Here is a 17,748-nt window from a genome sequence, read left to right on the forward strand (position 1 = left end):
CATCGCGCAGGCGAACACAGGGTCACCACGGTGTCACTGCGACCAGATCTGCGCCGCCGCCAGGGCGATCGGCAGCGCCACGAGGGTGAACTGGGTGAACAGCGAGATGGTGCCCATCCGCAGCGGCCGGATGTCCGCGCCCCGGCTGCGGTCGATCTCGGCCAGGTACGGCCCCATCCGCGCGATGTCCTCGCGCACGTCGACGCCGTCGCGCTCGGCGAGCGCCTTGATCTGCGCCACCCGCAGGTCGACCGCCTTCGCCCCGGCCTGCCGGAACAGCACCCACGGCGCCAGCGTGAACACCGGCATCAGCAGCACGTACAGCGCGACCAGCACCCCGATCCAGGCCACGTTGGTGACCCCGAGCGAGGCCAGGACCGTGGTCAGGCTCGTGCCGAGCACCGCGTTGGCCCACATCACCGTGCGGTAGAACCGCGCCAGTGGGGCCCATCCGAACCGACCGTCCCCGTTGAGCCAGTCGGCACTCGGCTCGACCAGGTAGTGCATGGCGATCGTGACGTAGATGGCGCACAGGCCGACCACCTGGAACGCCAGGATGATGAAGATCGCGTACCAGGCCAGCAGCAGGTAGACCAACCTGGCCAAGTGGTGCTTACCGCCCGCCCACCAGTGCTGGTAGGCGTCTTGCAACCACACCTGGTGCGCCTCGTCGGACAACCCCTGCGGCGCCACAGTCTGGAACAGGCTGTTCTCCATCCCCATCGACAGCAGGACCGCCAGCACCAACGACACCACCGCCATCGGCACCACGAGCAGCGCCCGGTGTGCCACGAGGGTCTCGTTGACGTGCCTGACCAGGTGCCCGAACGCCTCCCGAGTCGACTTGCCCGCCACGATGGCGTCGATGCGCAGCAACCGCGACACCCTGGTCGAGCGGATCTCGTGCTTGGCGATGATGGCCCCGTTCTCGGCCAGCGACGACAGGCACTTCGACAGGTACGTCCAGTGCCGGTGCAGCAGCACCGTGCCCGCCACGACGCTCGCCGACAACAACCACGTGGTGACGTCGCGGACCAGCGGGAACGAGGGCAGGCTCGGCTCGGCCACCGGGACCCGCAGCACCCGCTTGACGTCGGCGACCGCCTGGAAATCAGCCGCGGTGCCGATGGCGCCCGCCGACGCCGCCGCGATCAGGACCGCGCCGAGGTAGCCGACGCCGACGATCAACAGCCAGGCCGAGTGCCAGCCCTGGAACCACTTGTAGATCCCGGTGAACCCGAACGGGTCGAGGTCGGTGGTGGCGATCCGGCGGTCGGCGAGCGGGTCGACCTCGTCGGGTTCACACGTCGTCATCCAGTCCACTCCTGATCAGCAGGGTCGCCAACTCGGCGGGGTGCTCGAGCCAGGGCCAGTGCCCGCAGCCCGCGATGACCTCGTCGCGGTGCACGTCGACCAACCCGCGCAGCAGGCGGCGGTCCTCGTCGGTGATCAACCGGTCCGAGTCGCCGGTGATCAGGTCCACCGGCTGCCGCACCGAGCGCAGCATGGTGTCGTAGGCGATCGCCTTGGCGGTGAACAGGACCCGCAGCACCGCCGGGCTCCCGGCGCCGGTCAGGGTCTCCACCAGCAGGTCGCCCGCCAGCGCCCTCGGGTCGGCGACGAAGGGCCGCAGCAGCGCCGAGCGCAGGGTCGCCGAGCGGGCCATGGCGGTGAGCAGCGCGTGGGGGACGGGGATCAGACCCGCCAGGAACTGGGTCGCGACGGTCAGCCCGAGCAGCGGGTCCCGCAGCGCGCGGCTGGGGTGCTGGGTCAGGTCCGACGCCCGCACGAGCGCGCCGCTGACGAAGACCAGCCTGCGGAACCGCTCGGGGGCCAGCGCGGCGACCTGCGCCGCCATGACGCACCCAACCGAGTGCGACACCAGCACCGCGTCCCGCACCTGTTTCGCGGCGCAGAACCGCGCGATCGCCGCCGCGGCCGACCCGACGTCGAACGCCCCGGTCGCGGTGCGGCTGCGCCCGAAGCCGGGCACGTCGACCGCCAGCACCCTGGCCGAGCGGCCCACCTGCCTGGCGATCTCGCTCCACTGCTCCAGCGAGCCGCCCAGGCCGTGCACCAGCAGGTACGTCCCACCGTCCACTGGGCCCTGCTCGGTGTAGCGGACGTCGTGCTCGGTGTTCGTCCGGCCGTCCATGCCTGGTCTCCCCACCGCTGGTGACTTGACCGGGAGTCGACCGCGGGGCGTTCCCTGTTATGCCCAGCGGCGTGAGGGACCGAAATCCGCGCCAGAAACAATCAAGCATGACTGCTTGAAACTTGCCGCGGCGCGTGCCACGGTGGGGTGGTGATCGAGCTGTCCGTGTTGCTCGCCGATCTGCGGGCCGAGGGTGCCGAGTTGGATGCCCTCGTCGCCGAGTTGCCCGAGCGGGAATGGGCGAGAGCGACGCCCGCGGTGGGGTGGACGGTCGCGCACCAGGTGGCGCACCTGGCGTGGACCGACGAGCGGGCGTTGCTCGCCGCGACGGATCCGGTGGGGTTCGCGGCCGAGTTGGCGGGCATCACCGAGCGGTTCGTCGACGACGGTGCCGAGCAGGGGGCGCGGCTGGAGCCCGCCGAACTGCTGGCGCGGTGGCGGGACTCCCGGAGCAAGCTCGCCGAGGCGCTGGCAGGCGCGGACGGGAAGCTGCCCTGGTACGGGCCGCCGATGAGCGCGGCCTCGATGGCGACGGCGCGGATCATGGAGACCTGGGCGCACGGCGGGGACGTCGCGGACGCGCTCGGGGTGCCGCGGACGCCAACGCCGCGGCTCAGGCACGTCGCGCACATCGGGGTGCGGACCAGGGACTTCGCCTACCTGGTGCGAGGTCTGCCGGTACCCGACGCGCAGTTCCGGGTCGAACTGGTCGGGCCGGACGGCGTGTGGACGTGGGGTCCCACCGCGGCCGAGCAGCGGGTCACCGGCCCCGCGCTGGACTTCTGCCGGTTGGTGACCCAGCGGGTGCACCGCGACGACACCGGACTGGTCGCCGTCGGCCAGGACGCCGAGGTCTGGCTGGGGATCGCGCAGGCGTTCGCCGGGCCGCCGGGGGCGGGGAGGGGGAGGTCGTGATCCGGATCGGGAACGCGTCCGGGTTCTACGGGGACCGGTTCGACGCGGTGCAGGAGATGCTGACCGGCGGCGACCTCGACGTGCTCACCGGGGACTACCTGGCCGAGTTGACCATGCTCATCCTGGGGCGGCAGCGCCTCGAGGACCCGGCCGCCGGGTACGCGAAGACGTTCCTGCGCCAGCTCGAACGGTCGCTCGGGACGGCGAAGGAGCGCGGCGTCAAGATCGTCGCCAACGCCGGTGGACTCAACCCGGCCGGGCTCGCGGACGCGATCCGGGGCCTGGGGGTCGACGTCGCGGTGGCCCACGTCGAGGGCGACGACGTGCGCGGGCTCGGGTTCGACGGCGCGCTGACGGCCAACGCTTACCTCGGGGCGTGGGGGATCGCGGAGTGCCTGCTGGCCGGGGCCGATGTGGTGGTCACCGGGCGGGTGACGGACGCCTCGCTGGTCGTGGGCCCGGCCGCGGCGCATTTCGGTTGGGGGCGCACGGATTTCGACCGGTTGGCGGGGGCCACGGTCGCTGGGCACGTGTTGGAGTGCGGAACACAGGCCACGGGCGGGAACTACGCGTTCTTCACCGAGTTCGACGCCACGCGCCCCGGCTTCCCCATCGCGGAGATCGACGCGGACGGCAGTTCGGTGATCACCAAGCACCCGGACACCGGTGGCGCGGTCACCACGGAAACGGTTACCGCGCAACTGCTCTACGAGATCCAGGGCGCCGACTACCTGGGTCCTGACGTCACGACCCGGTTCGACAGCATCGTCCTCGCCGACGACGGCCGGGATCGGGTTCGGATCAGCGGCGTGCGCGGTGGGCCGCCACCGGAGACGGTGAAGGTCTGCGTCAACACCCTCGCCGGGTTCCGCAACAGCGCCACTTTCGTCCTGTGTGGACTCGATGTCGACGCCAAGGCCGCGTTGGTGCGGCAACAACTGGACCTCGACGGTGTCACGTGGACCTTGGCGCGCACCGACCACGTCGACGCCGATACCGAGGAAACAGCCAGCGCTCTGCTCCACGCGACCATCAAGACGCCGGATCCCGCTGTGGCCAAGGCGTTCTCGCGCGCGACCGTCGAGCTGGCGTTGTCGAGCTATCCGGGCTTCACGCTCACCGCGCCGCCCACGGATGGGACGCCCATCGGGGTCTATCGGCCAGAGTACGTGTCACCTGTTGCTGTCGAACATGTTGCCGTCCTGGCTGATGGGACGCGCCGCGCGATTCCGTGGACGCCAGGGGCGCCTGTCGCGTCGCGCACGGTCGAGGTGGAGCCTGCCTCGTTCGGGGCCACCAGGCGGGTGCCGCTGGGGACGGTTGTCGGTGCTCGGTCCGGGGACAAGGGCGGCGACGCCAACCTGGGTGTCTGGGTTCGCGATCCGGCCGCCTATCCTTGGCTGGTAACGGAACTCACCGCCGCCCGCCTCCGCGAACTGCTGCCGGAGACCGCTGAGTTGACCATCGACCGGCACCCGCTGCCGAACCTGCACGCGGTCAACTTCGTCATCCACGGCCTCCTCGGCGACGGCGTGGCCGCCGCGACCCGGTTCGACCCGCAGGCCAAGGCCCTGGGCGAGTGGCTGCGCTCCCGGCACCTCGAAGTCCCCGAGGAGTTCCTGTGACCCTGTTCGACACCCCCGAACGCCGGGAGTTGCGTGCCACGGTCCGCCGGTTCATGGACTCGGAAGTGTTGCCGCACTTGGACTCCTGGGAACGCGCGGGCGAGCTGCCCCGGTCGCTGCACCGGGCGGCCGCCGAGCTCGGCCTGCTCGGGATCGCGTTCCCGGAGTCGGCGGGCGGCGCGGGCGGGGACCTGGTCGACGCGCTGGTCGTGGTCGAGGAGATGCACTACGCGGGGGCGTCCGGCGGGCTCATCGCGGGGCTGTTGACCTGCGGGATCGCCGTGCCGCACCTGGTGGCGGCCGGTCAGGTGGACCGGTGGGTCCGGCAGGCGCTGGCGGGGGAGATGATCGGCGCGCTCGCCATCACCGAGCCCGACGGCGGCTCCGATGTCGCCGGGATCCGCACGACAGCGGTTCGGGATGGCTCGCACTACGTTGTCAACGGGGCCAAGACGTTCATCACCTCCGGGGTCCGGGCGGACTTCGTGACCACGGCCGTGCGGACCGGCGGCCCTGGGGCGCACGGGATCTCGCTGCTGGTCATCGAGAAGGGCACGCCGGGGTTCACTGTGGACCGCCAGCTGGAGAAGATGGGCTGGCACTGCTCGGACACGGCATCACTGTCCTTTGTCGACTGCCGGGTTCCGGCGGAGAACCTGGTCGGCGCGGAGAACACCGGCTTCGTCCAGATCGCGGTCAACTTCGTCGCCGAACGCCTGACCCTGGCGGTCCAGGCATACGCGACCGCCCAGCGCGCCCACGACCTGACCGTCCAGTGGTGCCGCGACCGGCAGACCTTCGGCCGCCCCCTGATCTCCCGCCAGTCGATCCAGATGACCCTGACCGACATGGCCCGCCGCATCGACCTCGCCCGCACCTACACCAGGTCCATCGCCGCCCGCCACCTGGCAGGCGAGGACGTCATCACCGAGGTCTGCTTCGCCAAGAACACCGCCGCCGAAACCGCGGACTGGGTAACCCACCAATCAGTCCAACTCCACGGCGGCGCGGGCTACCTCCGCGACTCCGAGGTGGAACGCCACTACCGAGACACCCGAATCCTCTCGATCGGCGGCGGCACCACCGAAATCCTCACCCTCCTAGCCGCCAAACGCCTCGGCCTCACCCCCTGACCCACTCGGCGTCCCACGCTTGCCAAGACTCGGCCATGGGGGGAGTTCGTGGGGTAACCCTCTCGATCGGGTGGTCTTGCTCGACTGGTGGGGGGTGGCGACTGAAGATCGGGGCATGACGTCGTGGGTGGGGGTGAGGTGGTGATCACTGATGCCGAGGTGGCTGAGCGGTTGCGGGTGGGGATCGCGGGTCGGTGGGTGGGGGATGACCCGGTGTCGGCGGCGGCCAGGTACGCGATGTTGCCGCCCGGGCGGTTGATGCGGCCGTTGTTGTTGGTGCGGAGTGCGCTGGCGGTCGGCGGGGTGCTCGACGAGGCGGTTCCGGCTGCGGTCGGGCTCGAGTGCGCGCACGTCGGCGGGCTGATCCACGACGACCTGATCGACCAGGGCGAGTCGCGGCGGGGGCGGCCCGCGGTGCACAGCGTGTTCGGGGCGGAGACGGCGATCGTCACCGGGAGCGCCCTGTTCTTCACCTGGTTCGAGGCGTTGGCCGACTCCGGTGTACCCGCCGAGACCCTGGTCGAGGTGATGCGCGTCCAGGCCGATGCCGGGCGGCTCGCCTGCCGGGGTGCCGCGATGGAGGTGGCGATGGCCGAGGGGGTCGACACGCCGGTGTCCACCTACCTGGAGATGGCCCACTACAAGACCGCCGCGATGACCTCGGCCGCGTGCCGGACGGGTGCCCTGCTCGGCGGCGCCGCCCCGGAGCGCGTCGTGGCCCTGTCCGGGTTCGGCGAGGCGCTCGGCATGGCCCTGCAGATCCGCGACGACCTCGCCCCCCACCGCCAGCACTCGGACATGGCGGGCAGGCGCGCCGTCCGCAGGCCCACCCTCCCCGACCTGCTCGCCCAACGCCGCTCCCAAGTCCTGGTCGACGTCGTCCACCAGGCCACCGACCTGGCCGACCACTACCTCGACCGCGCCCACGCCCACCTCGCCCAACTCCCCGACACCCCCCACCGCCGCGCCCTGGAGTCCTGGACCCACTCCGGCCCCGTTCCCACCCCGCGCTCGAACCAGGACAACTGACCCGAACCGCAACGGCAGCCGCGCCCACCTCGCCCAACTCCCCGACACCCCCACCGCCGCGCCCTGGAGTCCTGGACCCACCCCGGCCCCGTTCCCACCCCGCGCTCCAACCAGGACAACTGACCCGAACCGCAACGGCAGCCGCTCCCACGCCCACCCCCCAGCAGCATCGGCGCACGCCTGCCGGCACGAGCACGGCCGCCACCGCACCCACACCGAATGCCGCTGGCGCGCCGGGTAGCCGGCGCTCGGTGCAGTCGCCCACCCCGAGCCCGCACCAGCAGCATCGGCGCACGCCTGCCGGCGACGAGCACGACTGTCGCGGCACCCCACACCGAAGGCGCCAGCGCCCCGGGTAGCCAGCGGTCGGAGCGGCCTCGCCTGGGCCGGGTCCGAGCCGCGATCAGCCGGACGTGCTGCTCCGCGCCTGCCTCGAGCCCGTGCCTCACCTGGAGTCGCCTGGACGGCGATCAGCGGTATCCGAGCCGCGCGGTTGCCGACCGGCGCTCAGCCCGCGGCCACGCCTGGACACCCCAAGAATCGCCTGTCAGCCGCACTCCGTCGCCCAGCCTGCTCGTGCACGCCCCGGCATCCGCCACTACCGATAAAACAATCAAGCGTGCATGCTTGAAAAGCGGCACCCAGCGTGCCACGGTGGGGTGGTGACGGTGCTGCGCTCCTCGGTCGATCCCGGTGCGGCGGACTTCCTGGCCAACCGGGACGGCATGCTGGCCAAGATCGCCGAGCTCGACGCCGAGCACGCCAAGGCCGTGGCCGGGGGCGGCGAGAAGTACGTCAGCCGCCACCGGGAGCGGGGCAAGCTGCTGGCCAGGGAGCGGGTCGAACTGCTGCTCGACCCCGACTCGCCCTTCCTCGAACTGTCCCCGCTGGCCGCGTGGGGCACCGACTTCCCGGTCGGCGGCAGCCTGGTCACCGGCATCGGCGTCGTCGAGGGCGTCGAGTGCCTGGTCAACGCCAGCGACCCCACCGTCAAGGGCGGCGCGATCAACCCGTGGGGCATGCGCAAGGGCTTCCGGGCCGCCGACATCGCCGCGCAGAACCGGCTGCCGACGATCACCCTCGTCGAGTCCGGCGGCGCGGATCTGCCCACCCAGAAGGAGATCTTCATCCCCGGCGGCCGCACCTTCCGCGACCTCACCCGCTCCTCCGCCGCCAAGGTCCCCACGATCGCCCTGGTCTTCGGCAACTCCACCGCGGGTGGCGCCTACCTGCCCGGCATGTCCGACCACGTCGTCATGGTCCGCGACCGCGCCAAGGTGTTCCTCGGCGGTCCGCCCCTGGTCAAGATGGCCACCGGGGAGGACGCCGACGACGAGTCGCTCGGCGGCGCCGAGATGCACGCCCGCGTCTCTGGCCTGGCCGACCACCTCGCCGAGGACGAGCGGGACGCCATCCGGATCGGCCGCAGGATCATCGCCCGCCTCAACTGGCGCAAGCAGGGCCCGGCGCCCGCGACCGACTACACCGAGCCGGTGCACGACCCGGAAGACCTCCTCGGCATCGTGCCGACCGACCTCAAGATCCCGTTCGACCCCCGCGAGGTCATCGCCCGCGTCGTCGACGGGTCCGACTTCGACGAGGTCAAACCGCTCTACGGCACCAGTCTGGTCACCGGCTGGGCCCAGCTGCACGGCTACCCGATCGGCGTCCTGGCCAACGCCCAGGGCGTCCTGTTCAGCGACGAGGCGCAGAAGGCCACCCAGTTCATCCAGCTGGCCAACCAGACCGACACCCCGCTGCTGTTCCTGCACAACACCACCGGCTACATGGTCGGCAAGGAGTACGAGCAGGGCGGCATCATCAAGCACGGCGCCATGATGATCAACGCGGTGGCCAACTCGCGGGTGCCGCACCTGTCCGTCCTCATCGGAGCGTCCTACGGCGCGGGCCACTACGGCATGTGCGGCCGCGCGTACGACCCGAGGTTCCTCTTCGCCTGGCCCAGCGCCAAGTCCGCGGTGATGGGGCCTGCGCAGCTGGCGGGCGTGCTGTCGATCGTCATGCGCCAGGGCGCCGAGCGCCGGGGCCGGCCCTACAACGAGGAGCACGACGCCGCGATGCGCGCCATGGTCGAGGGCCAGGTGGAAGCCGAGTCCCTGCCGATGTTCCTGTCCGGCATGCTCTACGACGACGGCGTCATCGACCCCCGCGACACCCGCACCGTGCTGGGCATCGCCCTCTCGGCAGTCCACTCAGGACCGGTCGAGGGCGCCACCGGCTACGGCGTCTTCCGGATGTGAGCCCAGTGCGACCGATCACCTGCGTCCTCGTCGCCAACCGCGGCGAGATCGCCCGCCGCGTGTTCCGCACCGCCCGCGCGCTCGGGCTGACCACCGTGGCCGTGTACTCCGACGCCGACGCGGACTCCCCGCACGTGGCCGAGGCCGACACGGCCGTCCGCCTGCCCGGGACCGCGTCGGTCGACACCTACCTGCGCGCCGACTTGCTCGTCCGGGCCGCTGTGGCCGCGGGCGCCGACGCCGTGCACCCGGGATATGGCTTCCTGTCGGAGAACGCCGCCTTCGCGCGCGCCGTCCTCGACGCCGGGCTGACGTGGATCGGGCCCGCGCCGGAGGTCATCGAGCAGATGGGCTCGAAGATCGAGTCCAAGCGCCTGGTCGCCGCTGCAGGGGTTCCTGTCCTGTCTGAAGTGGACAACCCGACTGCCGCGGATCTGCCCTTGCTGGTGAAGGCATCCGCGGGTGGCGGCGGACGAGGCATGCGGGTCGTGCGCGATCTCGCCGAGCTGGCGGGCGAACTGGAAGCGGCCCGCTCCGAGGCGCTGTCCGCTTTCGGTGACGCCACGGTGTTCTGCGAGCCGTACCTGGAGACCGGGCGCCACATCGAGGTCCAGATCATGGCCGACCAGCACGGCACGGTCTGGGCGGTCGGCGAGCGCGAGTGCTCCATCCAGCGGCGGCACCAGAAAGTGGTGGAGGAAGCGCCATCACCGCTGGTCGAACGCACGGAAGGCATGCGCGACAGGCTTTTCGCGGCAGCCAAGGCCGCCGCGGGCGCCGTCGGGTACACCGGCGCAGGCACGGTCGAGTTCCTCGCCGACGAGACCGGCCGGTTCTACTTCCTGGAGATGAACACCCGCCTCCAGGTCGAGCACCCGGTCACCGAGTCGACCACCGGCCTCGACCTGGTCGCCCTGCAGTTCAGCGTCGCTGAGGGCGCCCGGCTGCCGATCGAACCGCCGCCGTCGCGCGGGCACGCCATCGAGGTCCGCCTCTACGCCGAGGACCCGGCCAACGACTGGCGCCCGCAAACCGGGACGCTGCACCGCTTCGAGATCCCCACCGACGGCGTCCGGGTCGACTCCGGCGTCGAGACCGGCTCGGTCGTCGGCGTGCACTACGACCCGATGCTCGCGAAGGTCATCGCCTGGGCGGTGGACCGGTCCACCGCGGCCCGCGTCCTCGCGGGCGCCCTCACCCGCGCCCGGATCCACGGCGTGCGCACGAACCGCGACCTGCTGGTCCGGGTCCTGCGCCACCCCACCTTCCTGGCGGGCGACACCGACACCGCGTTCCTCACCCGCCACGACCTCACCGCACCCCTGCTGGACGCCGAACCCCCCGCCGCCCTCGCGGCCGCCCTGGCCGACGCCGCCGCGAACCGCGTCGCCGCCCGGGTCCTGGGCCGACTCCCCAGTGGGTGGCGCAATGTCGTCTCCCAACCCCAGACCAAGGTCATCGGTGACCACACCGTCCGCTACCTGCTCGGCCGCGACGGCTGGCTCGGAGACGGCGTCCGACTCGTCGAGGCCACGCCTGACCTGGTCCGACTCGCCGTCGACGGGGTCGTCCGCCGGTTCGAGGTCGGCCGCGCACCCGGGTGGTCCTTTGTGGACACTTCGGCGGGCTCTGTCGCGTTCGAGGTCCCCGAACGCTTCCCCGACCCAGCAGCCCGGGTGCCAGCGGGCTCGCTTCTGGCCCCGATGCCGGGGACAGTGGTCCGAGTGGCCGCCGCCGTGGGCGACCGCGTCGACGCCGGACAGGTCCTGCTGTGGCTGGAGGCGATGAAGATGGAACACCGCGTGGTCGCGCCGATCGCCGGTGTGGTCGCCGAACTGCCGGTGGCCGCGGGCGACCAGGTCGACGTTGGCCGCGTACTGGCGGTCGTCCGCGCGGAGTCGGCAGGCGAGCCGGACCAGGCTGTGGCCGACGAGCGGGGCGGGTCGATTCCGGCCGATACCGCCGTGCGGAGGCACACGGAGCAGGCCGAACGCGACCGCGACGAGCCGGGTCCGAGCGTGCGTGATGCGGGCGCACGGATCGGCCCAGTGGGAGACGAGTCCGTGCTAGGGGAACCTGTGGAGGGGTCGTGAGCTTCGTCGAGTCCGAGGAACGGCAGGCGCTGCGCGAGGCGGTGGGGGATCTGGGGCGCAAGTACGGGCACGAGTACGTGCTCAAGGCCGCGCGCTCCGGTGGGCACACGACCGAGCTGTGGGACGAGGCGGGCGGGCTCGGGTACCTGGGCGTCAACGTGCCCGAGGAGTTCGGCGGCGGTGGCGGTGGCATCGGGGACCTGGCCGCGGTGTGCGAGGAGTTGGCGGCGGCCGGGGCGTCGTTGCTGCAGATGGTCGTGTCGCCCGCGATCTGCGCGACGATCATCGCCCGGTACGGCACCGGCGAGCAGAAGCAGCGGTGGTTACCGGGATTCGCCGACGGCACGGTGCGGATGGCGTTCGCGATCACCGAGCCCGACGCCGGGTCCAACTCGCACCGCATCACCACCACCGCGCGCCGCGACGGCGACGGGTGGCTGCTGACCGGCCGCAAGACCTACATCTCGTGCGTCGACGAGTCGCAGGCCGTGCTCGTGGTCAGCCGCACCGAGGACGCCAGGACCGGCAAGCTCAAGCCGGTCCTGTTCATCGTGCCGACCGACGCGCCCGGGTTCACCTACCGGCGCATCGAGATGGACATCGTCTCCCCGGACCACCAGTTCCAGCTGTTCCTCGACGACGTCCGGCTCCCGCTCGACGCACTCGTCGGGTCGGAGGACGCCGCGCTGATGCAGCTGTTCGCCGGGCTGAACCCCGAGCGGATCATGGCCGCGTCGTTCGCGGTCGGCATGGGCCGGTTCGCGGTGGACAAGGCTGTCGAGTACGCCAAGACCCGGCAGGTCTGGAAGGAGCCCATCGGCGCCCACCAGGCCGTCGCGCACCCGCTCGCCCAGGCCAGGATCGAGCTCGACCTGGCCAAGCTGATGACCCAGAAGGCCGCCTGGCTCTACGACTCCGGCGACGACATGGCCGCCGGCGAGGCCGCCAACATGGCCAAGTACGCCGCGGGTGAGGCCGTGGTCCGCGCGGTCGACGCCGCCGTGCAAACCCACGGCGGCAACGGCCTGGCCAGCGAGTACGGTCTCGGTGCGCTCGTCGCGGCGTCCCGGCTGACCAGGATCGCCCCGGTGAGCCGCGAGATGATCCTGAACTTCGTGGCGCAGTTCACCCTCGGGCTGCCCAGGTCCTACTGAGAGGAACGGCATGGGCGAGGCAGTCCGCGAACCGCGCCAGGACCGCAGCCGGGCCACCCGGGGCCGCCTGCTCGCGGCCGCGGTCGACTGCCTCGCCGAGGTCGGCTGGACCGGCAGCACGGTCTCCGTCGTCGCCGAACGCGCAGGCGTGTCCCGGGGCGCCGCCCAGCACCACTTCCCGACGCGCGAAGACCTCTTCACCGCCGCCATCGCCTACGTCACCGACGAACGCGTCGAGTTCCTCCGCGCAGCGCTGCCCACCCTGCCCCCGGGCCCGGACCGCACCCGCTTCGTCGTCGACGCGATCGGCGAGATGTACGCGGGCAAGCTCTTCAAGGCCGCACTGCAACTGTGGGTCGCCGCCGCCTCGGACGAGCAACTGCGCGTGCAAGTGCTCCCGCTGGAAGCCCGAGTGGGCCGCGAAGCCCACCAGCTGACCGTGGAAGCCCTGGGCGCCGACGAATCCCACCCCGGCGTCCGCGAGGCCGTCCAAGCCACCCTGGACCTCGCCCGAGGACTCGGCCTGGCCAACCTCCTCACCGACGACACCAAACGCCGCCACCGAGTCCTGGCCGAGTGGACCACCGCCTTGTCGGCCAAACTCGCCACCCTCGCCTGACGGGGGGCCGTTCGGGGCGGTCCGATCTTGTCAGTCGTGGCCGATGAATCCTCTGTGGACAGACAGAACCCGCCAGTGGGATTCGGTGAAGTGCGCCTGGGGGCACGGGTCCGGTGCGTCCGGGCGCGGTGGTGTGGAGTGATCCTCATGTTTTCCTCGCGCGGCCGTTCGGGGTGTCGCGGGCGGACTCCGTGGAGTCGGGGGGGTCGACTGGGTACGGTCAGGCGGAGAACGTGACGCGCGGCGTTGTGGTCCCCATCGGCGCGGTGGTGGGCGGCGGCGGTGGGTCACCACGTGACCGGTTGTGTGCACTCTCCGTGAAGGAGACGACCTGGGGTGCCGCTACCAACGGGTGACGTGGCACCATCTGCGCACGCGCGGGGACCGGGAAGGACGCACGCGATGAACGACCGGACCGAACAGATGGACGACCTGCAACTGGTCGCCCTGCCCACCGCTGTCGGGTGCACGGAGATGTTCGTGCGGTTCTCGGCGACCGAGTGGAACCTCAGGCCCATGCGCGACGCCGCAGCTCAAGCCGGGCGTGCCCTGGCCGCGGCGGTGGTCGGCGCGGTGGACCAGTCCAGTGCGGGCATGCTCACCGCCCGGATCAGGGTCGCCGGTCCCGATCTGGTCATCGAGATCGAGACGCCCAGGGTCGTGCGGACCCCGGCCATTCCGGATGGTCCACGAGTGGGCGTCACTGAATTGGGTGACGGGCGTTATCTGCTGTGGGCGAGCCTCCCGCTCCCGGGCGGGATGAACGCGTCAGCGGTGCCGCTGCCCCGGCGGCAACGCAGGCCCTCGCCCGCCGCGGCGATCGAGGCAGCGCGCGAGCCGGTCAACGACGACGGCGACGACGTGATGCAGCGGATCCTGTTCGGCCTGTCCAACACCCAGGACCGGCACCGCCGCTGACCAGTCGGCCGGGGCACGGGATCGGAGTGAGGATGCGAGGATCGCACGCCCCCACCTTGGAGGCGGTCGCGCGGGTGGCCGGGGTGTCCCGGTCGACGGTGTCGCGGGTGATCAACAACCTGCCGGGGGTCAGCAAGCGGGCCAAGCTCGCGGTGGACACCGCCATCGCCGAGTTGCGGTACGTGCCGAACCAGGCCGCCCGCAACCTGGTGACCCGCAGGACCAACTCGATCGCGCTGGTCGTCTCCGAGCGCGGCGACCACGTCTTCAGCGACCCGTTCTTCGCCAAGATCCTGCGCGGCGTCTACGCCGGGATGACCGGCAGCCGCAGGCAACTGGTGCTGCTGATGGACCAGGACCGCGAGGACGGCGCCCTGGAGTCGTACCTGTGCGGCGGCCACGTCGACGGCGCCGTCGTGGTCAGCCTGCACCGCGGCGACCCGCTGCCCGCGCGCCTGGTCGAGGCCGGGCTGCCGGTGGTGCTCGTCGGCAGGCCGCTCTCGGGCATCAAGGTCCCCTACGTCGACTCGGACAACTTCACCGGCGCCGCCGCCGCGGCCAGGCACCTCATCGCCACCGGCCGCCGCGCCATCGGCACCATCGCCGGACCGCAGGACATGGCCGCGGGCGTCGACCGGCTCAACGGCTGGCAGGCATGCGTGCCAGAACCCGGCGAGCGCGTCGCGTACTCCGACTTCAGCGTCGAGGGCGGCGCGCGCGCCATGGCGGAACTGCTGGCCGAATTCCCGGACATCGACGCCGTGTTCGCCGCCGCCGACATTATCGCGGTCGGCGCGTTAAGGACCCTCGCCGAACACGGTAAGCGCGTGCCCGACGACATCGCGTTAGTCGGCTTCGACGACTCCGTGCTCGCGACCACGACAGCGCCACAACTGACCACCGTGCGTCAGGACGTCGAGGAGTTGGGGCGCACCACCACTTGGCACCTGCTCGCGCAACTGTCCGGTGACCAGCCGTTGCCGCCATCGGTGTTGTTGCCCACGGAGCTGGTGGAACGCTCGTCAACCTGATCGCACCCGGCATGCGTACCCAGTTGCCACTTATCCACACCGTGAAATTTCACAGTCACCGGTATGAGTGGTATCTGTGCGCCACGCCGCTGCCTCTTATCTCACAATGAGGTCACGTTCATAACATCGGTGGGGGTCGAAACCGATGCAACCTCGTGCAGGGGTCGAGCATCCAAGTAGATGACCGACACACCACCGAAGAGGGGGATGACCGACCATGAGTGAGCCTGCCGATCAGCTGAGCCACCGGGCCCGCGCCATGCTGCGCGCCGTCGCCGAGGGCAGGGCGCACCTGGCCAGCGGCGCCGAGCCCGACCTCTACATCGACGGCGTCCCGTGCTGCGACCAGTTCGCCGCGCACCTGCTCACCCACGACGGCCTGGTCACCGCCACCCACGGCCGCTTCGGCGAGCTCGTCCCCGCGACCCTCACCGAGGCGGGCACCACCGCCCTCGGCGCGGCGATCCTGGCAGCCTGAGCCACCCGGACCGGCCCGCTCGACAGACGGGCACGGTGCTCGACGCGGCTCCAACTGGAGTGCTCGGCCGCCACGGGCCGCCAAGCCCTGGCCGACTGGGTCGAACCTGACCGGGCTCGCCAGATCTGCCCACCAGGCTCAGCCGGGCACGGGCACCGCTCGACGCCACTCTCCGCGCATGCCAGGCGACTCGACGCTTTCTCCGCGCATGCCAGATGACAGGTGGCTGCCGGGCAAGGCGCCGACTGTTCCGGCGCACGCCCGGCGACGAGCAGCCACCACGGCTAACCGAACAGCGGCCCCGAGGCGAGGTCCGCACCGGCGTCGGCCCACCACGTGGCCTGGGCCGGGTCGGTCAGGCCGGTGACCAGGACCGAGATGCCGACCTCGCGCACCATCGGCACCAGCCCCAGCGTCGCCCGGGTGAACAGCGCCGCCGGGTCCGGCTTGGCCAGGCGGCGGACCACGTGCTCGGACATCCGGACGGTCTGGATCGGCAGGTCCTCCAGGCAGGCCAGGTCGCCGCGGCTGCGGCCGAAACCGGTCAGGACGGAGCGGACGCCGATGTCGACCAGGACCGTCAGGTTCTCCTCGGCGGGCATGTCCGGCGAGCACAGCGACTGCACCGGCATGCCCAGTTCCAGCCGGTCGGCCTCCAGCCCGGTCTCGGCGAGCACCCGGCGCACCACCATGACCAGGTCCGGGTCGGCGGCCTGCTCGGGGGTCAGCTCCAGGTACAGCGCGGAGTCGGCGGCGGCGGCGTGCTGGGCGGCGTGGCGCAGCGCCCAGTGTCCCAAGGGGACACCCAGGCCGGTGTCGCGCAGCACCTGCTCCAGCCGGTCGCAGCCCAGGGTGCCGAACCTCGGGTGCTCCCAGCGCAGCAGGGCCTGGGTGGAGATCCTGGTCCGGTCGGCCAGCGTGACCAGTGGCCACCGGTCCAGGTCCAGCTCGCCGTTCTCCCACGCGCCGGGGATACCGGCGGCCAGGCGGTAGTGCTCGCGGTAGCGCAGGTTCTGCTCCGGGTCGACCGTGCACCACTGCCTGCGGCCCTGCAACCGCAACCGGCGCCTGGCGATGTCGGTCGCGCGCAGCAGCTCACCGGGGTCGCTGGTCGGCGAGGGCAGGCTCATCACCGCGATGGTGGCCGACGCCGCGACCCCCTCACCGTCCACATAGGTCGCCTCGGCCAGCACCTCGTTGATCTCGGCGGCGATCGAGCCGACGTCGAGCCCGCCCGGCCCGTGCACCAGCATGATCCCGAACTCGTCGCCGGTCAGCCGGGCGATGACCCCGGGGTGGTCGCCGACGACCTCGCGTAATCGCTGGGCGACCGCGCGCAGCAGGTGGTCGCCCGCCTCGCGGCTGATGCCGTCGTTGACCACGGCGAAGTCGTCGAGCCCGAGGTGGAACACCGACACGTCCGCGCCAGCGCCGAGCGCCTCCTCCAGCCTGCTGAGGAACGCCTGCCGGTTGGGCAGCCCGGTGAGCGGGTCGTGCGTGCCCTGGTAGCTGAGCCGGTTCTCCAGCAGGTACAGGTCGGAGATGTCCTCGACCATGGTCACGTGGTGCGCGGGCAGGTCGTCGCGGTCGCGCAGCAGCGACACCCCGATCCGCACCCAGGTCGTCTCGCCGTCGGCCCGCACGAACTGGGTGCGCTCGTGCAGTTGGTCGCACAGCCCGGCCGCGAGTTCGTCGTAGCGCTCCCGCAGGTACTCGCGCTCCTGCGGGTGGAACAGCTCGTCGACCGCGGACACCAGGAGCGTGCCCTCGCGGTGGCCGAGCATGGTCTCCAGCGCCTCGTTGGCCCGCACCGAGCCGCCGTCGAGGTCGGAGATCACCATGCCCAGCGCGGAGGTGGTGAACAGCTCGCGGAACCGGGCCTCGCTGGCCCGCAGGTCGCGCTCGAAGTCGGCGACCACCAGCGCGTCCGACGGCCGGACGGCCAGCGCCTCGGCGAACCCGGTCGCCAGCGCCGCGATCGCCGCCGCCGTCTCGTCCACTGTGGTCAGTCGGAGCAGTCCGGCGGCCAGCACCGAGGTGCTGACCCGCAGGCAGTCCGCCGCCCGGTACCCGGCCTCGACCAGGCGCGCGCCTGCCCTGGCCGCGCGCGAGGGGTCGGCGACCACCGAGGCGATCAGCTCGTCGAGCTCGCGCGCGGGCAGCGGGTGGCCCGCGTCGACCATCCCGGTCAACGCGGTGGCCCACTCGGTGGCCAACTCAAGCCGGTCCACGCCAGAGAAGTCCTCGCCGCATTCGTTTTCCGACTGGGGGTGGCGGCCCCGGATGTGCTGCCGGGTCTGTGCCGCCGGTGCTGCCTGAGAAATGCCGTCCTGCCTG

At 71.6% G+C, this 17,748-nt stretch carries 14 protein-coding genes; 11 read left to right on the forward strand and 3 right to left on the reverse strand.

The window, feature by feature from the left end; all coding sequences use genetic code 11:
• Positions 1-33: 33 nt before the first annotated feature.
• Both CLV68_RS11235 and CLV68_RS11240 read right to left on the reverse strand, forming a co-directional pair.
• Positions 34-1,314: a hypothetical protein gene (locus CLV68_RS11235; protein WP_147459939.1), complete on the reverse strand. Its 1,281-nt coding sequence runs from the start codon at positions 1,312-1,314 to the stop codon at positions 34-36.
• Positions 1,301-2,155 carry an alpha/beta fold hydrolase gene (locus CLV68_RS11240; protein WP_121390288.1) on the reverse strand — a complete coding sequence of 285 codons (855 nt, stop codon included), beginning with the start codon at positions 2,153-2,155 and terminating at the stop codon, positions 1,301-1,303. Before CLV68_RS11240 ends, CLV68_RS11235 begins: the two co-directional genes overlap by 14 nt.
• Before the next feature lie 150 nt (positions 2,156-2,305).
• Between CLV68_RS11240 and CLV68_RS11245 the strand changes: the two genes are divergently transcribed.
• The 11 genes from CLV68_RS11245 to CLV68_RS11295 all read left to right on the forward strand — a co-directional run bounded on the left by CLV68_RS11245 (position 2,306) and on the right by CLV68_RS11295 (position 15,411).
• Positions 2,306-3,070 (forward strand): TIGR03084 family metal-binding protein, encoded by a 765-nt coding sequence (locus tag CLV68_RS11245; RefSeq protein WP_121390289.1) that lies wholly within the window; start codon positions 2,306-2,308, stop codon positions 3,068-3,070.
• A complete protein-coding gene (locus tag CLV68_RS11250; protein WP_121390290.1) occupies positions 3,067-4,695 on the forward strand; it encodes an acyclic terpene utilization AtuA family protein in 1,629 nt (542 codons plus the stop codon). Before CLV68_RS11245 ends, CLV68_RS11250 begins: the two co-directional genes overlap by 4 nt.
• A complete protein-coding gene (locus CLV68_RS11255; RefSeq protein WP_121390291.1) occupies positions 4,692-5,828 on the forward strand; it encodes an acyl-CoA dehydrogenase family protein in 1,137 nt (378 codons plus the stop codon). Before CLV68_RS11250 ends, CLV68_RS11255 begins: the two co-directional genes overlap by 4 nt.
• Positions 5,829-5,969: 141 nt before the next feature.
• Complete coding sequence (locus CLV68_RS11260; protein WP_147459940.1) at positions 5,970-6,857, forward strand: polyprenyl synthetase family protein; 888 nt, start codon at positions 5,970-5,972, stop codon at positions 6,855-6,857.
• A 662-nt stretch (positions 6,858-7,519) separates the two neighbouring features.
• Positions 7,520-9,118, forward strand: coding sequence for an acyl-CoA carboxylase subunit beta (locus tag CLV68_RS11265; RefSeq protein ID WP_170224215.1), 1,599 nt, complete (start codon positions 7,520-7,522; stop codon positions 9,116-9,118).
• Positions 9,119-9,123: 5 nt separating this feature from the next.
• Positions 9,124-11,211 carry an acetyl/propionyl/methylcrotonyl-CoA carboxylase subunit alpha gene (locus CLV68_RS11270; protein WP_121390294.1) on the forward strand — a complete coding sequence of 696 codons (2,088 nt, stop codon included), beginning with the start codon at positions 9,124-9,126 and terminating at the stop codon, positions 11,209-11,211.
• The gene (locus CLV68_RS11275) at positions 11,208-12,365 is read left to right on the forward strand and encodes an acyl-CoA dehydrogenase family protein (RefSeq protein WP_121390295.1); all 1,158 of its coding nucleotides are present in this window, start codon (positions 11,208-11,210) and stop codon (positions 12,363-12,365) included. Before CLV68_RS11270 ends, CLV68_RS11275 begins: the two co-directional genes overlap by 4 nt.
• Positions 12,366-12,375: 10 nt before the next feature.
• Positions 12,376-12,984, forward strand: a complete 609-nt coding sequence (locus tag CLV68_RS11280; protein WP_121390296.1) for a TetR/AcrR family transcriptional regulator — start codon at positions 12,376-12,378, stop codon at positions 12,982-12,984.
• 402 nt (positions 12,985-13,386) lie between these two features.
• Positions 13,387-13,902 carry an ATP-binding protein gene (locus CLV68_RS11285; protein ID WP_121390297.1) on the forward strand — a complete coding sequence of 172 codons (516 nt, stop codon included), beginning with the start codon at positions 13,387-13,389 and terminating at the stop codon, positions 13,900-13,902.
• Between the two features lie 32 nt (positions 13,903-13,934).
• Positions 13,935-14,933, forward strand: coding sequence for a LacI family DNA-binding transcriptional regulator (locus CLV68_RS11290; RefSeq protein ID WP_121390298.1), 999 nt, complete (start codon positions 13,935-13,937; stop codon positions 14,931-14,933).
• Positions 14,934-15,150: 217 nt separating this feature from the next.
• Positions 15,151-15,411 (forward strand): hypothetical protein, encoded by a 261-nt coding sequence (locus CLV68_RS11295; protein WP_121390299.1) that lies wholly within the window; start codon positions 15,151-15,153, stop codon positions 15,409-15,411.
• 284 nt (positions 15,412-15,695) lie between these two features.
• Here CLV68_RS11295 and CLV68_RS11300 read toward each other — a convergent pair whose 3' ends face one another.
• A complete protein-coding gene (locus CLV68_RS11300; protein ID WP_121390300.1) occupies positions 15,696-17,642 on the reverse strand; it encodes an EAL domain-containing protein in 1,947 nt (648 codons plus the stop codon).
• Between the last annotated feature and the right edge of the window lie 106 nt (positions 17,643-17,748).

This window comes from Actinokineospora cianjurensis, assembly GCF_003663795.1.
Taxonomy (GTDB): Bacteria; Actinomycetota; Actinomycetes; order Mycobacteriales; family Pseudonocardiaceae; genus Actinokineospora; species Actinokineospora terrae.